Here is an 18381-nt window from a genome sequence, read left to right as displayed (position 1 = left end):
TTATTATTTTGTAACTTCTGTCCACTTGTAGTTAAATTCACCACCGAAGTCAGTTGTTACAAGCCCTTTAATAAATCCGCGTTGTAGGTAAGAACGACCTTGTTGGTATAAAGGAGCGACAGCGCCGTCTTGTAGCAGGATTTTTTCAGCTTGCTTCATTGCTTCAAAGCGAGCCTTTTCATCGCCAGCTAAATCTGTTTTCACTTTATGAATGAGCGCATCGTACTCTTTGTTAGAGTATTTATCGAAGTTATAAGCACTATTTGTTGTAAATAAATCTAAGAATGTAATTGGGTCAGCGAAGTCAGGGCCCCAGCCATCAATACCGATTTCATAGTCACCACTTAATAATAGTTTTAGCTGTTGTTTACGTGGTTGTGGTTTTAACGTCACTGTTAATCCATCTAGGTTCTTTTCTAGTTCACCTTTTAAATATTCACCAGTCTTTTTAGCTAAAGCATTATCACTTGTTAATAGTTCGATTGTTACTTTGTCAGTACCAAGTTCTTGTTTCGCTTTTTTCCAGTTTTCTTTTGCTATTTTCACATCATCTTTGACTAGGTTTCCATTTTCTTTACGGAAGTCAGTGCCTTCTGGGCTTCTCGTGAATTTCGCAGGAACTATTCCTTCAGCTGGGACAGCACCGTTATTTAAAATTGTTTCTACGTATGCTTTTTTATTCATTGCTCCGTTAATAGCAAGGCGTGCATGTTGATTTTTTAATGTTTCATTTTTTTGATTGAGTCGTAAAAATTGAATGCCAACTTCAGCGCGGTCTTTGAAGTTTGGATCGCTCTTATATTTATCAACAAACTCCGCAGTTAAAGCAACGCGATCAATTTGTCCTGAATCGTATAAGTTAACTTCTGTAGATTTATCTTTAACGACATTGAAGTTGATTTCTTCTAATTTTACAGTTTTAGCATCCCAATAGTTAGGGTTCTTCTTCAATTGGAAGCTTTGCTCGTGTTTCCAGTTATCTAATATGAAAGCACCGTTGTAAATTAAATGATTTGTTTCTAAACCATAGTTATTGCCCTGAGATTTTAAGTAATCTTCATTAATTGGTAAGAATGTTGAGAATGTCGTTAAGCTTAAGAAGTAGGGAACAGGACGGTCTAGTTGTACTTCTAACGTTTTATCATCAAGAGCTTTGACACCTAGTTGATCAATTGGCAATTGTTTCTGGCTTATTTGTTTCGCATTCTGTATATCGAAGAATAAGAATGCATATTCAGCTGCTGTATCAGGATTTACGGCACGTTGCCAAGCGAAGACAAAGTCCTTTGCTGTAACTGGAGTACCGTTTGACCATTTTGAATCACGCAGGTGGAATGTATATTTTGTTTTATCGGGACTAAGGTCAACCGACTCAGCAACACCAGGAATTGGTTTGTTATCTTCTCCCATTGCATATAAACCTTCAAAAACATTGCGCATTACGCTCATGGATTCCCCATCCGTTGCTTTTGCAACATCCATTGTTGGAATTTCTGAAGCGAATGATAAGTTAATTGCCTGTTTATCAGGTGCTTTATCATTTGCTTTCGCTCCGCTTGTATGATCTTTATTTCCCCCACAAGCAGTTAGTAATAGACTTGCCCCTAAAACAGATGCAACAACAGGTACAACTTTTTTCTTCATTGTTCGTTCCTCCCTAAATGTGTGGTTCGTAACGTCGTAATGTCCACGTTTTGAAGTGTAGCTATAGAAGAAGAGAAAACCTATTACAGATATGTGTATGTAGGTAATCAGGTGTTCTATATGTATATACATGTTGAACTATAATCTATCGTTATATGTTTCAACGTAGTAGACGCTATATTTTGATGGTGAAATATTTCGTTTCTTTGATTATTTAGAATATTAACACTGGAAAGAACTATATGTCAATAATAAAAATTGGAGTATTATTTTTTAAAAATAATATATTGAAAAAGCGGATTTTCTCCTAATGAGAAATCCGCTTTTGATACATTTTTCCAATAAAACAATTGGTATGGGTAGAAAAACTTCAATTCAGGTTGCCTTTTATTTTTCAATTTGTGCCCATTTGAAGTTTAATTGACCTGCAAAGTCTACTTGCACAATTCCTTTCACGTAAGAACGCTCTAAATAAGATTCGCCTTTTTGGTAAAGAGGAGCGATAACAGAGTCTTTAAATAATATTTTCTCGGATGCTAGTAATGCTTCCCAGCGAGCTTTTTCATCACCAGCTAAAGTTGTTTTTACTTGTGCTATTGTTTCATCAAACTCCTTATTAGAGTAATGATCTAAGTTGTAAGGGTTATTCGTTGTAAATAGCTCAAGGAATGTAATTGGATCCGCAAAGTCAGGGCTCCAGCCGTCAATTCCAATTTCGTAGTCACCTTTTAATAAAAGTGAAACTTGTTGTTTACGTGGTTGCGGCTTTATATTTACTGTTAAGCCATCTAAATTCTTTTCTAGTTGTCCTTTTAAGAATTCACCAGTTTTCTTTTCAAGGTCACCATCACTTGTTAATAGTTCTAACGTTATTTTTTCAGACCCAAGTTCTTGTTTTGCCTTTTTCCATAATTCTTGAGCAGATTTTGTATTAACCTTTGTTAAATCGCCGTTTGCAGCACGGAAATCTGTTCCGTCAGGTCCTTTTGCAAAGTTTTTCGGCACGAGACTAGAGGTTGGTGTAGAGCCGTCATTTAATAACGTATTTACAAAGGATTTTCGATCAATTGTTTGATCGATTGCTTGGCGTGCAGAAACGTTTTGAAGTATTTTGTTTTGTTGATTCATACGTAGAAACTGTACCCCTACGTTTGGCCGTTCTTTAAAGTTAGCATCCTTTTTATATTTATCAACGAAGTCAGATGTTAGTTTGATACGATCTAATTGTTTTGACTCGAATAAATTTACTTCTGTAGATTTTTCTTTTACGACGTTAAAATTGATTTCTTCCAGTTTGACAGTACCTTTATCCCAATAGGTAGGGTTTTTCTTAAATTTAAAGCTTTGCTCGTGCTTCCAATCGCTTAGTGTAAAAGCTCCGTTGTACAAGATTGTATTGTCTTCTAAAGCGTATTTATCACCTTGTGCTTTAAAGAATTCCTCGTTAATTGGTAGAAATGTTGGGAACGCTGTTAAGCTAATAAAGTACGGAACAGGACGTTCTAATTCTACCTCAAACGTATGGTCATCAATTGCTTTTACACCAAGTTGATCGGCTGGAAGTTCTTTGTTGTTAATTTTTGTTGCATTTTTAATATCAAAGAATAGAAATGCATATTCAGAGGCTGTTGCTGGATCAACAGCTCTTTGCCAAGCGAAGACAAAGTCTTTCGCTGTAACAGGAGTGCCGTTTGACCATTTTGAATCTCGTAAATGGAATGTGTATTTCGTCTTATCGCCACTTACTTCATGAGATTTTGCAACACCAGGGACAGGTTTGTTACCTTCACCAAGATTATACAAACCCTCAAATACGTTTCTCATTACTTGACCAGAATCAGTATCTGTAGCACGAGCTGTATCCATTGTTCGTATTTCAGTAGGTGAAGATAAGTTTAAAACCTGTTTACTAGGCGCCTCGTCTTTTGCATTTGCTCCGCTTGCTTCGTTTTTATAACTACCGCAACCAGTTAATAAAATACTTACTCCTACAACTGATGCAATACCGGGTACAAACTTCTTTTTCATTTGATTTTCCTCCTAAATAATTAAGTTTGGATGATGATGAGGGAAATGAAAAACAAAAAATCCCTCTTTTCGTATTGAGAAAGAGGGATTTTTACGTACAAGTTATGCACCCGTATATAAACGAAGTCCCTCATTCTATCTTTCAAGCATAAAGCTTGCAGGAAGTGGCACAGTATTCAAAATGAACCTGCTGCCGAGGTTTCAAAGGGCCAGTCCCTCCACCTCTCTTGATACAATGAGTAAACGAATAAACTTTATTAATTTTTGTGTTTCTTTGATAATTCAAAATCTTACACCTTGGATAATGAAGTGTCAACCAAATGAATATAGTTTAAATTTTCAGTTTTCTTAAATGAAAAAAACCACTGCATATGGCAGTGGTTTTTCTATTAGAAGTTAAAGTTATCTGGATCTGGACCGACGCGACGGTCTTCATTTAGAGCTTGAATTGCTTTCATGTCATCAGCGCTTAATTCAAAATCAAATATATTTGCATTTTCAATAATGCGATGTTCTTTAATAGATTTAGGGATGGTTACAACTTCGTTTTGTAGATCCCAGCGTAAAATAATTTGTGCAGTTGATTTATTATATTTTGTTGCAATGTCTTGTAATGTTGGGTTCTCTAGCAGTTGGCCTTGCATTAATGGTGACCAAGCTTCAAGTTGGATGTTATGTTCTTTACAGAAAGCATGCAGCTCTTCTTGTGCTAAACGTGGGTGGTATTCCACTTGGTTGACCATTGGCTTAATTTCAGCAATTTCAAATACGTCTTGTAAGTGGTGAATATGGAAATTACTCACACCGATAGCGCGAACACGGCCATCTTTATAAAGCTTTTCTAATGCTTTCCATGATTCAGTATATTTCCCTTTTACAGGCCAATGTACTAAATATAAATCTAAATATTCTAGACCTAATTTCTCTAATGTAGTTTCAAATGCTTGAAGTGTTGTTTCATACCCTTGATCGCTATTCCATACTTTTGATGTAATAAATAATTCTTCACGTGAAACACCTGATTCACGGATCGCTTGTCCAACGCCTTCTTCGTTTTGATAAATTGCTGCAGTATCAATGCTGCGGTAGCCATTTTTAATTGCTGCTTTTACAGATTCAATTACTTCTGAACCATCTTCTACTTTAAAAACACCTAAACCGAACCAAGGCATTTTTACACCGTTATGTAATGTTGTATAGTCTTTTAAACTTGTTAAATTCATATTATTTCCCCCTAGCTTTTTTGTTTGTTGCTTCTACCGCTTTTTGAATTGCCTCTGAAAAATTATATTCATATAAAGTTTTGAGACCCTCAGCTGTGGAACCACCGGGTGTTGTTACTTGTTCGCGGAGGTTAGCTGGATCTTGCGTTTGTTCAAGCATAGAAGCAGAGCCGGAAATCATTTGAATGACAAGGTGTTTTGCGGTTGCTTCATCGACTCCATAACTTTTTGTTGCTTCAATTAAGCTTTCAGCAAAGTAATAAAGGAAAGCTGGTGCACTTCCAGTAACTGCAGTAAGCTGATGAACTTCTTCTTCAGTACAAAGTTGCGAAGTACCAATGCCTCTTAAAAGGAGTTGCAAGGTTTCCTGATGTATCTCGTTTACTGATTGTCCCGTTGTATATAAGGAGATAGACTTGCCAATTTCAGCAGCTGTATTTGGCATAATCCAAGCAACAGGTGTCCCCTCGGGAAGTCTTTCTTCTAAATAAGATGGACCAATGCCAGCAGCTACCGTTACGACAAGTTGATTCGATAGTAACGGAGATAATTCTGCTAATAATTCTTCATGTGCAGAAGGCGGCATTGCTAAAACAATCGTATCAACAGATGAAACATGCTGCTTCCAATCTGTTGTAGTAGACACATTATATCGCCCTTGTAATTCCTTTAGCTTTTCTACGTTGCTTCGGTTAGAAACGATAATTTCTTCGATGTATTCTTTGCTTGTTTTAAGTAATCCGGAAAATATAGCTTCTGCCATACGACCAGCACCAATAAATAAAATTCGATGTTTAGTTAGCATATCCTTTATTCCTTTCTAGTGAAGATATGTTATAAAAAACGATACCATCTTTAAGAGAATTTTGTAAAAAGAAAAGACTTATTGTGAAAAGGATGGAAATGGAGGGAGGAGGGTTAATATAAATAAGGTTATAAAAATTATTATACTTAAAAAATAGTTGTAATAAAAAATCCCTGAAGCATAACTGCTTCAGGGATTAATAGATTATAAGTTTATGCTTTTGTCATACCTAACAATACAGCACCGCCGATAATTAAAACACTACCTAGTGCAATAAAGATCAATTGACGTTTTGTTTTCTTTTCACCTAAGAAGACAATCGCACCGAATGTTGAGATAACGATTCCAGTTTGAGATAATGGGAAGCTTGTTGCTACTCCGACACGTGGTAATGAAAGAAGTAAGAATAAGTTTCCAGTTCCCCATAGTAAACCAGATAAAGCATTACGGATTGCATATTTGTTAAATGGTTTATGTTTAGATGTCAATACAACCGCACCAACAAACATACCAACTGCTTGTGGTAAAATAGCAGACCAACCATCGATATTATACCAACGAATAATAATTACATATACAAGGTAGCCGAAAGTAGAAACAATTAAAGTAAGAAGTCCTTTTTTCAATTGTCCTGGTGGCTGTGCATTTTCTTTGTCATCTAGTGATGTGAATACAACACCAACTACGATTAATAGGATTGCAATCGTTCCCAGAATAATCGTTGTTGTTGTAGTCCACTCACGGAAAGCGATAACCCCAAAGATAGAAGTTGCAACAAGTTGCATACCAGTAGAAATCGTTACAGTAGTTGAAACACCTAGTTTTTCAACTGTTTTTAATTGGTTTACTTGTCCTAATGCCCAGAATAAACCTGAAATAAAACCAACAATTAAGACTGTCATTGTTAAAGCTGGTTGAGTAAATACATACATAATTGTTGCGAAGAATAGAGCACCGATTGTCATACCTACCGTTTGGCTATATGCACCACCGCCCATTTTTACGCTTACTAATAAGATGTTTCCCCATGCAATTGCAGGAAGAAGCGCTAATAAAATGTCCATTACAAGACTCCCTTCGGTTTTCTATACCAATATAATTACATATCGTTCTAACGATCGGTAATGCCCCACTACTAGAGTAGAAGATTACCGATCGCTAAAACAGGATGAAGAATTCACGATATAAATGCGTTTTCATTTCTTCATTTTTTGAAACACCTCCATATAATAACAGGAAATTGCCTATTTTAGAAAGTGAATTCGAATAAAATGTATATTTTAATAAAAGGTAAAATTCAGTTATTTCCCGGTGGTATATTTTTATTTCCTAAGAAATAAAGAAGCAGCTTCGAAAAAGCTGCTTTAAGGGTTAGTAATTCTTTTGTTAATAAGCTGAATACATAGTAGAAATAGGAGTGACATACTAATAGTGATAACTACAAGTGTCCAGGCGAGCTGCATATTACTTGCATCAATCGCCATATAAATTGCAGTTGGGATTGTCTGTGTTTTACCAGGAATGTTCCCAGCAAACATGAGTGTAGCACCAAACTCACCGAGCGCACGAACAAAGCTCAAAATCATTCCGCTTAGTAAGGCGGGAAATGCAAGCGGAAGTGTGACGTGTAGAAAAACTTGATATTCACTGGCACCAAGGTCACGAGCACTTTCTTCAATTTGTACATTCGCAATAGAAAATCCTGTTTTTGCTGATTGGTACATGAGCGGAAATGCAACAACTGTAGAAGCGATGATTGCAGCAGTAGATGTGAACATAATGGACTGCTGAAATATTGATTCTATCCACATTCCAATGGGACTATTATTTCCAAAAATGATAATGAGAAAAAAGCCGATTACAGTTGGTGGAAGTACCATTGGTAATAAGAAAATAGTTTCTAATAGTACTTTATATCTCCATGAGGAGCGTGCTAACGCTCGTCCGATAATCGTCCCTAAAATTGTAACGATAATGGTGGCGCATGCAGCTACTCGTATAGATAGAAAGATTGGTGATAAAATAGCATCAAAGCTCATGGCAATTATGACAGGACTGTAAATCCATATTTTTTAAAGATAGATTGTGCATCTTTTGACTGCAAATACTCATAAAATGAAGTCGCCTCTTTCTTGTGCTTAGATTCTTTTATAACACCTAAAGGATAGTGAATTGGCTCATGAGAAGTAGCTGCTGCTGTCTCACCAATCTTTACTTTGTTTGAAATAAGAGCATCTGTTTTGTATACAATACCAGCATCGACATTACCTGTTTCTACATATGTTAACACTTGGCGAACATCTTTTGTAAATACGATTTTATTTTGAATGTCATTCCATAGATTTTCATGCGTGAGAGAAGCCTTTGCGTATTTTCCCGCAGGTACTGATTCAGGTGTACCAAGCGCGATTTTCTTAATTTTTTCATCTTTTAAATCTTGAATTTTCGTAAGAGAACTATCTTTTGGGACAACTAGAACGAGTTCATTTCCAAGAAGATTTTTCCCTTCTTTTTCATTAATGAATCCTTTTTTTACAAGAGTTTGGAATTTATCTTCGGCTGCTGAGAAGAATAAATCAGCAGGCGCGCCTTGTTCAATTTGTTGTTGAAGTGCACCAGAAGCACCGAAGTTAAAAGAAAGTTTAATATTAGGTTCTTTTTCTTTATATTGTGTTTCAATCTCTTTTAGTGCATCTTGTAAGCTTGCAGCTGCTGATATAGTGAGTTCAACTGTTTTTCCTTCTTTAGCAGTTGATTTCTCTTTCTTATCTCCGTTTGTACATGCAACGCTAAATATAAGAAGAAAAGAAAGTATAAGCGCCCCGATGGATCGTAATGTAAACTTGTTCATAAAAAAATCCCCTTTCGTTTTGACATATTCAATTATAACTAATTATAACTAGATATAACTAGATATAACTAGTTATAATTGAATATAATTTGAACGATATAGTTGTTTTTTAATATAGGAGAAATATTCTTTTCTTTGTTACAATGAAGGAAGAAAGTGAGGAATCGTCTATGGATCATCATTCCTACACAACGGAAGAAGTAGCGAAGCGATTAAAGGTATCAAAATTAACTGTATACGATCTAATTAAAAAAGGAGAACTTCCTTCTTATAGAATTGGTAGACAGATGCGCATTGATGCAACAGATTTAGAACAATATATAAAGCAAATGAAAACAGGGAAAATACAAGGTACTCCTGTAAAGAGCGAAGATAGTAGGGGCTTGGATACATGTATTATTAGCGGACAAGAACTAACGTTAGATATGTTGGCAAAACGTATAGAAAATCGCCTGCCAAGTTCAAACATATTAAGGGCATATCAAGGTAGTTTAACGAGTTTAGTAAAAATGTATCAAGGAGAAGGAAATATCGTTAGCTTGCATTTGTTTGATGGAGAAACAGGTACATATAATGTTCCGTATGTAAAACGTATTTTAGTGGGACAACCATGTACAATGATTAATTTATTAGCAAGAAACGTTGGGTTTTATGTGCAAAAGGGAAATCCGAAAAATATAAAAACATGGGCTGATTTATCTCAATCATCTATACGATTTGTAAATCGAGAAAAAGGTTCTGGCATTAGGGTGTTAGTGGATGAACAATTGCGCATTCAAAAATTAAATAAAGAGCGTATTAGTGGATATGAATGGGAAGAGTCGAATCATCTTGGTGTTGCCACGCAAGTCGCAAATGGAAAAGCTGACGTAGGAGTAGGTTCAGAAAAGTTTTCACAGATTGTAAATGTAGACTTTATTCCAATCATGAAGGAACAGTATGATTTAGTGATTTTGAAGAATAAAGAAAATGAAGAGCTGATTGATGTCGTGAAAGATATTTTGCAATCAGAAGAATTTCATAATGAATTAAAAGCGATTGGCGGATACGATATGACGAAAACAGGTCAAATTATATATGAAACAAACTAAAAAGCTGCTTGTCTATAAGACAAGCAGCTTTTTCTATATTATAAAGGGGTTTGGGGAAACAAAGTATTAAATAAGACTTTGAGCAAGTGTATAAATGAAGGCCGTAAGAAGAGTAGCTCCACTTGCAAGTCCGATAAAGTCTGATTTGTTAAATGTAATGTTGTTCATTATAATCTCTCCTTATTTATTTAATGTAGTTGCAACAGCTTTTGCATCGACAAGTGCGGATAGCACCATGCCCATTGTATTTAAAAATTTGTTTGATTTCATTTTGTTCATCATGCGTATCCGCTCCTTTTCGAATTGTTGTTGCCCTGCTTTATGTCTTAATTATAGGAAATATGATTGCCTGCAACTATCGAATTAGCTTACGGGAGACTTACATTTTTGTAAGAAAAAAAGACATTCATGTAAGAATGTCTTTTAAAGCATATTGATATGATGATGCTCTTCAATTGTTTTTAAAAAGCTACGCATTGAATTCGTCATATAACTATCTTTACGGCGTATGAAAACCGTTGAAATACTACCATATTTTTCAGGAATTGCATGACAATGTACTTTACCAGCTTTAGAAAGATGGTGGACAGCAGACTGTGGTACGAGTGTAATTCCAAGGCCGAGTGCAACACTGTTTAATATCGTTTCTAATATATTAAATTCCATAATTCTTTTTGGGAGCAAACCTTCATCTTTAAGCCATCGTTCTAGTTTGGAACGGTATCCACATCCTTGGTTAAAAACGAGTAGGGGTGTTGTTGTAAATTCTTCTATATGAAAAGCTTTATTTTGTGTTACAAGCATTAATTTTTCTGTACTAACATCGTATTGTTCAATTAGTGGGTGTTTAATAGGCCCTGATATAAAGGCACCATCTAATTGATGATCAAGTACTTCTCTAATCAATGCTTCTGTTAGACCCGCTTGTAATGATAAATCGACATTAGGATAGCGTTTATAGTAAGAAGATAAAATGGTAGGTAATGTACTTACTGTTTCGACTGTACCGATTTTTAATATGCCAGAGGGAGTTTCACTATCTAAAAATACTTGTTTTAGCTCGTCAACATCTTGCAAAATTTTATTAACATAAACGAGCATTTTTCTTCCTTCAGCTGTTAAAGTCATGCCTCGTTTATGACGATAAAAGAGTGGTGTTTTTAGTTCGTTTTCCAGTTGTTTAATACGTGCAGTTACATTTGATTGTACGTAATTTAATTCCTTTGCTGCGCCGCTTACACTACCTTTGTCGGCAACGCTTTGGAAGATTTGTAAGTCTCTTAATTCCATAGTATGATCCTCCTTGATGTTAACTATCATTATAAGTGATAGTTAACATCATTTTGAATCATTTTACGTGATATATTTTTTCTTTTACAATTCTCTTTGTGCAAATAGAAAGAAGCGGGGGAATTGTGTTGAGAAAAGGTCAAATGATAATAGGGGCTTTAGCATGTTTAATTGCAAGTATGTCATGGGGAGCAATGTTTCCGGTTGCTGATCATGCGCTAGAATACATAGATCCATTTTATTTTTCGCTTATTCGCTATGGAGCAGTGGCGATCGTACTGATTGTATTGTTGTTAATGAAAGAAGGAAAACAGGCATTTCGTTTAGAGGGAAGAGGAAAGTTACTCGTCTTTTTCGGAACGATGGCGTTTACTGTATATAATGTACTTATATTTTTAGGTCAAATGTTAATGGGAAAATCAGGTGTGATGGTAGCCTCCATTATGGAAGCACTTATGCCGATGATTTCTATTTGTATTCTATGGGGATATAAGCATGTAAAACCGAAAAAGTATATGATAACGAGCATGATTATCGCTTTTGTAGGGGCTGTATTCGTTATTACGAAAGGTGATATGAGTTTCTTTTTAACGTTGAAAGATAACATGTTTTCGCTGGCCTTTATATTTATTGGTGTGGTAGGTTGGGTTATTTATACGATGGGTGGTCAAACGTGTAGCGATTGGTCAACATTGCGTTATTCTACGTTGACGTGTGTATTCGGTACGACTGTCACAGGGATTATAACTGTAATCATTACATCGTTTGGATACGTATCGGTTCCGAGTATGGGAACGATTTCTATCGTGAAATATGATTTATTGTTTATGATGACATTACCAGGTATCGTAGCATTACTCGCTTGGAATTACGGTGTGAAAATTTTATCGTCCATTAATGGGATTTTATTTATTAATTTTGTACCAATCACGACTTTAGTTATTATGATGATGCAAGGATATCGAATAACAATGTTTGATATTATAGGGACTTTATTTGTTATTGCAGCACTTATTCGCAATAACGTTTGTCAGAGAAAAGAAGAAAATATAAACAAGCGAAGTTTACAAGAAGAGCAATTACGTCAAGCTGTTTAATAGGCAATTGGAGGATTTCACATGGTAGAAAGTTTATTGTTTTTCTTCGCCGTCGGAGTTGCTTGTGAGCTTGCAGCAATTAACCGAAATGGTCGTAAAAAGATAAAACAACAAGCTGAGCTGATACAGCTTTTAAAAGAATTGAAAGAAAGAAAAATGTAAAAAGACGACCGGGCATAGACGGTCGTCTTTTTCTATATAAAGGGGAAAGGGGACACAAAGTTATACAAGCGTAGCAGCGTAAATAAAAGCAGTAAGAAGAAGAGAGCCACTAGCTAATCCTAAAAAATCTAATTTGTTAAAAGTGATGTTATTCATGATGCATTCTCCTTACTTGTTTAATGTAGAAGCAACAGATTTTGCATCGATTAGAGCGGAAAATACCATGCCCACTGTATCTAAAAAATTGTTTGATTTCATTTTGTTCATCATATGAATCCGCTCCTTTTCGAATAGTTGTTGTTTCTTTCTGACTTAATTGTATGAAATATTTGGGGAAGTAACTATCGAATTAGCTTACAAGAAAATTACACTTTTGTAAGAATTGAAATGTAACAATTAATACTTAAAATTATTACCAACTCCTAAAACTTAGTGTTATAATCGTTATAAGAAAATGATTATAATTCGGATATTCAGAAAGGAACGAAACAAATGTATAAACCAATTACATTTTTGTTGAAATATATATTTAAAACAGCTGGGAAAGTAGAGGTGCAAGGGAGAGAAAAGTTACCAGAAGGCGGCCCGTATGTTGTTGCGTGTACACATACAAGTTTTATGGATGTATTAATGTTAGCTACAGGGATGTACCCGACCCAAATTCATTACATGGCCAAAAAAGAATTATTTGAAGGGAAATTCAAAAACTGGTTCTTTAAAAATGTGAATGCATTCCCTGTAGATCGTGCGAATCCAGGACCGAGTACACTCAAAATCCCGTCACGCCTATTAAAAGAAGGGAAAGTAGTAGGGATTTTTCCGAGTGGGACACGATCAACAGAAGATGTTTCATTAAAAGCTGGTGCTGTTACGATTGCGCTACGTTCTAATGTCCCGTTAGTACCGGCAGCTTATGTTGGTCCATCGAGTGTGAAAGAATTAATAAAAGGGAAAAAGGCGCAATTGATTTTTGGAGATCCAATTCAAATTGATGCGGAAGAACAAATAGATCGAAAAACAGCTATGAAAATGATGACAGATCAATTAAATGAGAAGTTTGATGAGCTAAAGGAAACTTTGCAATCAAATTGAAAATAAGAAAAGACGACCGGGCATAGACGGTCGTCTTTTCTATTACTATTTATAATAAAGGGGAAAGGGGACACGAAATTTATACAAGCGTAGCGGCGTAAATAAAAGCAGTAAGAAGAACTGATCCGCTAGCTAGTCCTAAAAAATCTAATTTGTTAAAAGTGATATTGTTCATAATGAATTCTCCTTACTTGTTTAATGTAGAAGCAACAGCTTTAGCATCGATTAGAGCAGAAAATACCATGCCCATTGTATTTAAAAAATTGTTTGATTTCACTTTGTTCATCATATGAATCCGCTCCTTTTCGAATAGTTGTTGCTCTGTTTCTGACTTAATTGTATGAAATATTGCAGGGAGTCACTATCGAATTAGCTTACAGGAAAATTACACTTTTGTAAGAAAAACGAATGAAGATGTAATGATGAGAAGATTTGACATATGTTCATGGGATTCATTAAGTTAAAAGTAGAGGTGAGTGTATGGCTAATATTAAAGATATTGCAAAGATGGCGGGAGTTTCAGTTACGACTGTTTCGAGAGTATTGAATGATCATCCGTATGTAAGTGAAGAAAAAAGGAAAGCGGTTATAGAGATAGTGGAGAAGTTGAATTACTCACAAAACGCAAATGCTGTTCATTTATCAAAAGGGAAAACGAATATTGTTGGTGTGATTTTACCGTATATTAATCATCCATGCTTTGATGCGATGGTAGGCGGGATGATGGAGGTGGCGTTAGCTCATAATTACAGAGTGCTACTTTGCCAAACGAATTATAATAAAAAAGAAGAAATGAAAAGTTTACATATGTTAAAAACAAAACAATTGGATGGTCTTATTATTTGTTCTCGTGCAAATGATTGGGAAACGATAGAGCCGTATGCTTCCTATGGGGCAATTGTTGCTTGTGAAGATAATGATATTTCGAATATCTCAAGTGTATATACGAATCATTCGGCCGCTTTTCAATTAGGAATGGATTATTTGATTGAGAAAAGTTATAAAAAAATTGGTTATTGCACGGGAAGGAAATTAGGGCCGAGTAGTCAAAAGCGTTTTGATGTTTATAAACAGCAATTGCAATCTATAGATGAAGAAGTGAATGAAGAATGGATTTTCACAGAATGTTTTACTTTAGAAGATGGTGTGAGAGTGGCTCATAAATTAAAGGGGATGCAGCATCTTCCTGAAGCATTAATAGTAGCCGGAGATGAAGTTGCGATTGGGGTGATGACAGAAGCTGAAAAATTAGGCATTCAAGTTCCTAAGGATTTAGCGATTATTGGCTTTGATAATCAACCTATTTCGCAAGTGTTACAACTTACAACCATTGATCAAAATTTAAAGGAAATAGGTAAAAAGTCCTTTGAAATGTTTTACAGGCAAATACGTGATGAAAGTTCTAAACAAGAAAAGGTGGAAATTCCATACGAACTTGTGGAACGCTCTACTGTTTAGTTTTAATCCGTTATGTGTAAATTGCATAACGGATTATTTTTTTGAAATATCTTTGACAGGAAACGCGTTTCATACTTTATAAAGGAGTTAAACCGGTCTGTAATAATCCATGGATTCTTTTCAAGAATAGTATTTGGAGGGATATGCATGAATGAACTTTTATTGAGTGTGAAAAAGCATATAAAGGATGATGAAAAGATTTTGGATTTTGTCGTAGGGATATTTGAGAAGGATGATTTTACGCTATCGTATCAACATGGGATTTTTGCTGCTACTACTAGACGTCTCCTCTTTTATGGGAAATTTCCATACTATCCTGCAACATTTAAAGATTATTCATATTTGCATATAGATAGCATAGATTTTCGTCCGCATTTCGAATGTACTTGTAATCATGAAACCATTCGAGCTAAGTATATTCAGAAGGGGAATGTGGAGCGATTTGTCCGTACAGTTAGAGCGAATATGAATAATTAATCACCCCTTTGTTTAAACATAATATCCCGATCTTTAAGAGTAAAAATGCGCAATAAAAACAACTTCTAAACCTCTAGGAGATAGTGATACAATGTCAAATGGGGGGAGGTATGAACTATGGTTAATCAACGTATAAAGGAAATAACACTAATTACAATTGGTTCATTATTATTCGCAATTGGTATTAATTACTTTGCAATTCCAAACCGTTTATCAGAGGGTGGAATTATTGGTTTAACGGTTGTTACGTACTATTTATTTGATTGGTCGCCGGGGATTGTAAACTTTGCTATAAATGCAATTTTACTAGCTATTGGTTATAAATTTTTTGATAAGAAAACGATGGTTTATACAATTTTAGGGATTGTAGAAACATCCTTGTTTTTATATGTTACGGAACATATTGAGTATCATGTAAATAGTGATACGTTATTAGCGGCTTTATTCGCTGGCTTATTTGTCGGTGTCGGATTAGGCTGTATGTTCAAAGCTGGAGGTACATCAGGAGGATCGGCAATTTTAGCTCGGTTAGCCAATCAATATTTAGGGTGGAGCGTTGGTAAAGGCGTACTTATTATTGATATTGTGGTAATTGCTGGTTCTGTATTTATAATAGGGCAAGAAAAAGCAATGTACACACTTGTTGCAGTATTCATCGGAGCAAAAGTGATTGATTTCATTGTAGAAGGAATGGATACAAAAACAGCTGTTACAATCATTTCAAATCAACCGGATTTAATCCGTGAAACTATTACGAAAAACATGACACGCGGTGTCACTGTATTAGAAGGACGCGGCGGATATACTGGTAAAAATAAAGAAGTGTTATATGTTGTTATAAATAAACAAGAGCTTGTTAAGTTAAAGCAGGTTATTAGTCGAGTAGATGAAGATGCTTTCGTTGTTATTCATGATGTACGTGATGTACTTGGCGGTGGCTTTAAAGCGAGCTAAAAGGTGAACGAGTAAATTCGTTCACCTTTTTTAATTCTTACAAAAATGTAAGTGTAATGTAATGAGATTCAATAGTAGATTTTATTCCTTCTTTTTAAAATGGATGTATATATATCCTGCAGAGGAGGAAGATTGATTATGAAGAAAAAAATGATCGCTACTATAATAGCGATGATAGTGATAGTAGTAATGTTACTGCCTACGAAACTTGGACCAGTTATCGATAAATATAATCCACTTTATAAGACGAAAGAATACTATACGGTCGTGAATACAATTGGTCAGCATATTGGTGATGAGTGGTATGAATATGAATTTATTGCATTTGACGAACGTGGAAGAGAACAAAAAATAAAGAAGACTGTTAAGCATATGTTAAAGAGAGATGAAGCGTTAAAGGTGTATGCAAAAGGACGCTACGGAGAGGCGATTGAAGAAATTGAAGCTGTAAATATTCCTATTAATGCGAAGAGTAAACTTTTAACGATGAGATAGCGGATTATACCCCCACCTATTTTTTGTCGAAAATAAAAATACTAGGTAGGGGTATTTTGGGGTTCATGAAAGAGCCTTAGTCCATATGGACTAAGGCTCTTTTTGTTATATAAAGGGGAAGGGGGTACATTGTAGTAGCATGAGTGAAAGGTATAAGAAGAGTAGCTACTAGCAATGTAATTTGGTTATGTGAGTGTTCTTCTTATTTGGCTTGCTTTCTAACTTTATTGTACGAGATGTAGGTAAGAGAAACTATCGAATTACATTACACATAGCTTACAAACATGTAAGTCTTCTGTAATGTAATTCGATGGTTAAAAGATAGTGAATTTCATATAGTGTAATTAGAAAGTCTCACTGTATTACTTTCTGTTTGTAATATTAATGAAGAATGAAAAACCAACTACTTTTTAATAGCCCTCATCTTTATTTGGATGAGGCTCTTTTTATAAACCTTACAACATTGTAAGGTTTACGTAAGTTAATTCGATAGTAAATTTGTCATATTTTTTGCATAATAGATACAAATAGATAAAATAATTAGGGATATAGTAAGAAGGGAGAAAACTGGGATGCGTAAAGAAGAAGTAGTGAAGTTTCCAATTAAAGATTTCTGTAGCTACTTTACTGTTGCCGTAGTATGTATTGGATTATTTGATATCATAACAAACTTAATTGTTAAATAACATAGATGATAAAACAAGAAGGGAGATCCTTTCTTGTTTTTTTTATGGGGGAATAAAGATGAAATGGATTGATAGTCATATACATGTTGACCAATATAAGGATGAAGAAAAAAGTAGATTACTTAAAGATGTGGAACATAGTAAAGAGATACAGGGACTTATCGCGGTATCTATGAATTATCAATCATGTAAAGAAACTTTATCTTTAGCAAAGCGATATCCTTTTGTACATCCAGCAATAGGTTTTCATCCGGAGCAACTGATTCATAAAGAAGAATGTGAGCAAATTTATAAATTAATTGAAGAGCATGTAGAAGACATAGTTGCGATTGGTGAAGTAGGCTTGCCATATTATTTAAGAAAAGAAGATGAGCACATTGCTATCAATTCATATATATCAGTGTTACAACGATTTGTTGAACTAGCTAGTAAATATGATTTACCCATTATATTGCATGCAGTGTATGAAGATGCTGATATTGTATGTGATTTACTGGAGAAATATAAAGTTTCACGTGCACACTTTCATTGGTTTAAAGGAAGTGAAACAACAATGAAACGGATGATGAGGAACGGTTATTATATTTCTATTACGCCAGATGTTTTACATAAGGAGAAAATTAGAAAAATTGTTTCGTATTATCCACTTGAATATATGATGGTAGAAACAGATGGACCGTGGGAATTTCACGAGGATGTTATGACGCATCCGAGAATGATTCGAGAGGTATTAAAGGAAATTAGTGTTATAAAAAACGTATCTGTTGATAAGGTTGCGAAAACGATATATGAAAATACGATTCAATTTTACCCCGCATTAAGGGGCAGTAAGACTCCCACCTCAAAATTCGACGAATGCGGAGGAGTTAGGTGGGAAATCAACCGCCCGTAAAAACCCGATTGGTTTAACTAATAATCAGTGGGGGATGGACAAAACCCCCACTGATTAAAGTTTCACTTTATTTGAAAGGATAGGAGCGTTACTCTTGTCCTTTTTATTATGGATATTTTTTCTAATATTTTCTATA

General features: G+C 35.0%; 20 protein-coding genes and 1 riboswitch. Of the genes, 9 read left to right on the top strand and 11 right to left on the bottom strand.

Annotated elements, in window-relative coordinates; all coding sequences use genetic code 11:
• Positions 1-3: 3 nt before the first annotated feature.
• From DN392_RS01115 to modA, 7 genes are all read right to left on the bottom strand, one after another.
• On the bottom strand, positions 4-1644 hold the full coding sequence (locus DN392_RS01115; protein ID WP_064056418.1) for a peptide ABC transporter substrate-binding protein: 1641 nt from the start codon (positions 1642-1644) through the stop codon (positions 4-6).
• Between the two features lie 387 nt (positions 1645-2031).
• Entirely contained in the window at positions 2032-3672 is a 1641-nt protein-coding gene (locus tag DN392_RS01110; protein ID WP_061672400.1) for a peptide ABC transporter substrate-binding protein, read from the bottom strand.
• A gap of 132 nt (positions 3673-3804) precedes the next feature.
• A riboswitch (SAM riboswitch) is annotated at positions 3805-3909 on the bottom strand.
• Positions 3910-4061: 152 nt separating this feature from the next.
• Complete coding sequence (locus DN392_RS01105) at positions 4062-4895, bottom strand: aldo/keto reductase (RefSeq protein ID WP_061672399.1); 834 nt, start codon at positions 4893-4895, stop codon at positions 4062-4064.
• Position 4896: 1 nt separating this feature from the next.
• A complete protein-coding gene (proC, locus tag DN392_RS01100; RefSeq protein ID WP_061672398.1) occupies positions 4897-5700 on the bottom strand; it encodes a pyrroline-5-carboxylate reductase in 804 nt (267 codons plus the stop codon).
• Between the two features lie 212 nt (positions 5701-5912).
• Complete coding sequence (locus DN392_RS01095) at positions 5913-6764, bottom strand: GRP family sugar transporter (protein WP_000353546.1); 852 nt, start codon at positions 6762-6764, stop codon at positions 5913-5915.
• 300 nt (positions 6765-7064) lie between these two features.
• Complete coding sequence (gene modB, locus DN392_RS01090; RefSeq protein WP_064056420.1) at positions 7065-7739, bottom strand: molybdate ABC transporter permease subunit; 675 nt, start codon at positions 7737-7739, stop codon at positions 7065-7067.
• A 5-nt stretch (positions 7740-7744) separates the two neighbouring features.
• Positions 7745-8551, bottom strand: a complete 807-nt coding sequence (modA, locus tag DN392_RS01085) for a molybdate ABC transporter substrate-binding protein (RefSeq protein WP_048567282.1) — start codon at positions 8549-8551, stop codon at positions 7745-7747.
• 143 nt (positions 8552-8694) lie between these two features.
• On the opposite strand from modA, the gene DN392_RS01080 reads away from it, so the two are divergent.
• On the top strand, positions 8695-9642 hold the full coding sequence (locus DN392_RS01080; RefSeq protein WP_081257510.1) for a helix-turn-helix transcriptional regulator: 948 nt from the start codon (positions 8695-8697) through the stop codon (positions 9640-9642).
• A gap of 66 nt (positions 9643-9708) precedes the next feature.
• On the opposite strand, the gene DN392_RS01075 is transcribed toward DN392_RS01080, so the two are convergent.
• Both DN392_RS01075 and DN392_RS01070 read right to left on the bottom strand, forming a co-directional pair.
• On the bottom strand, positions 9709-9810 hold the full coding sequence (locus tag DN392_RS01075) for a DUF3948 family protein (RefSeq protein WP_001060019.1): 102 nt from the start codon (positions 9808-9810) through the stop codon (positions 9709-9711).
• A 255-nt stretch (positions 9811-10065) separates the two neighbouring features.
• On the bottom strand, positions 10066-10932 hold the full coding sequence (locus DN392_RS01070) for a LysR family transcriptional regulator (RefSeq protein ID WP_000423044.1): 867 nt from the start codon (positions 10930-10932) through the stop codon (positions 10066-10068).
• 128 nt (positions 10933-11060) lie between these two features.
• Here DN392_RS01070 and DN392_RS01065 point away from each other — a divergent pair, with 128 nt between their 5' ends.
• Together DN392_RS01065 and DN392_RS01060 are read left to right on the top strand one after the other, a co-directional pair.
• Positions 11061-12029, top strand: coding sequence for a DMT family transporter (locus DN392_RS01065; RefSeq protein WP_001225441.1), 969 nt, complete (start codon positions 11061-11063; stop codon positions 12027-12029).
• 21 nt (positions 12030-12050) lie between these two features.
• Positions 12051-12191: a YrzO family protein gene (locus DN392_RS01060; RefSeq protein ID WP_000230328.1), complete on the top strand. Its 141-nt coding sequence runs from the start codon at positions 12051-12053 to the stop codon at positions 12189-12191.
• A 60-nt stretch (positions 12192-12251) separates the two neighbouring features.
• Here DN392_RS01060 and DN392_RS01055 read toward each other — a convergent pair whose 3' ends face one another.
• Positions 12252-12347 carry a DUF3948 family protein gene (locus DN392_RS01055; protein WP_001060007.1) on the bottom strand — a complete coding sequence of 32 codons (96 nt, stop codon included), beginning with the start codon at positions 12345-12347 and terminating at the stop codon, positions 12252-12254.
• 336 nt (positions 12348-12683) lie between these two features.
• On the opposite strand from DN392_RS01055, the gene DN392_RS01050 reads away from it, so the two are divergent.
• On the top strand, positions 12684-13283 hold the full coding sequence (locus DN392_RS01050; RefSeq protein ID WP_000277787.1) for a lysophospholipid acyltransferase family protein: 600 nt from the start codon (positions 12684-12686) through the stop codon (positions 13281-13283).
• Between the two features lie 79 nt (positions 13284-13362).
• Here DN392_RS01050 and DN392_RS01045 read toward each other — a convergent pair whose 3' ends face one another.
• The gene (locus tag DN392_RS01045) at positions 13363-13458 is read right to left on the bottom strand and encodes a DUF3948 family protein (RefSeq protein ID WP_001060010.1); all 96 of its coding nucleotides are present in this window, start codon (positions 13456-13458) and stop codon (positions 13363-13365) included.
• A gap of 305 nt (positions 13459-13763) precedes the next feature.
• On the opposite strand from DN392_RS01045, the gene DN392_RS01040 reads away from it, so the two are divergent.
• The 5 genes from DN392_RS01040 (at position 13764) to DN392_RS01020 (ending at position 18245) form a co-directional block, all read left to right on the top strand.
• Complete coding sequence (locus DN392_RS01040; RefSeq protein WP_001273893.1) at positions 13764-14741, top strand: LacI family DNA-binding transcriptional regulator; 978 nt, start codon at positions 13764-13766, stop codon at positions 14739-14741.
• 147 nt (positions 14742-14888) lie between these two features.
• Entirely contained in the window at positions 14889-15218 is a 330-nt protein-coding gene (locus DN392_RS01035) for a PH domain-containing protein (protein WP_001004223.1), read from the top strand.
• Between the two features lie 117 nt (positions 15219-15335).
• Positions 15336-16172 (top strand): YitT family protein, encoded by an 837-nt coding sequence (locus DN392_RS01030; RefSeq protein ID WP_000248044.1) that lies wholly within the window; start codon positions 15336-15338, stop codon positions 16170-16172.
• A 138-nt stretch (positions 16173-16310) separates the two neighbouring features.
• Positions 16311-16667: a YxeA family protein gene (locus tag DN392_RS01025; RefSeq protein ID WP_000728373.1), complete on the top strand. Its 357-nt coding sequence runs from the start codon at positions 16311-16313 to the stop codon at positions 16665-16667.
• Positions 16668-17411: 744 nt separating this feature from the next.
• Positions 17412-18245, top strand: coding sequence for a TatD family hydrolase (locus DN392_RS01020; protein WP_088091144.1), 834 nt, complete (start codon positions 17412-17414; stop codon positions 18243-18245).
• The last annotated feature ends 136 nt before the right edge of the window (positions 18246-18381 follow it).

The sequence above is a fragment of the Bacillus sp. BB51/4 genome (assembly GCF_008368845.1).
GTDB classification, from domain to species: Bacteria; Bacillota; Bacilli; order Bacillales; family Bacillaceae_G; genus Bacillus_A; species Bacillus_A wiedmannii.
Note: the sequence above shows the minus strand (reverse complement) of the source record. Positions and strands in the feature narration are given on the sequence as shown.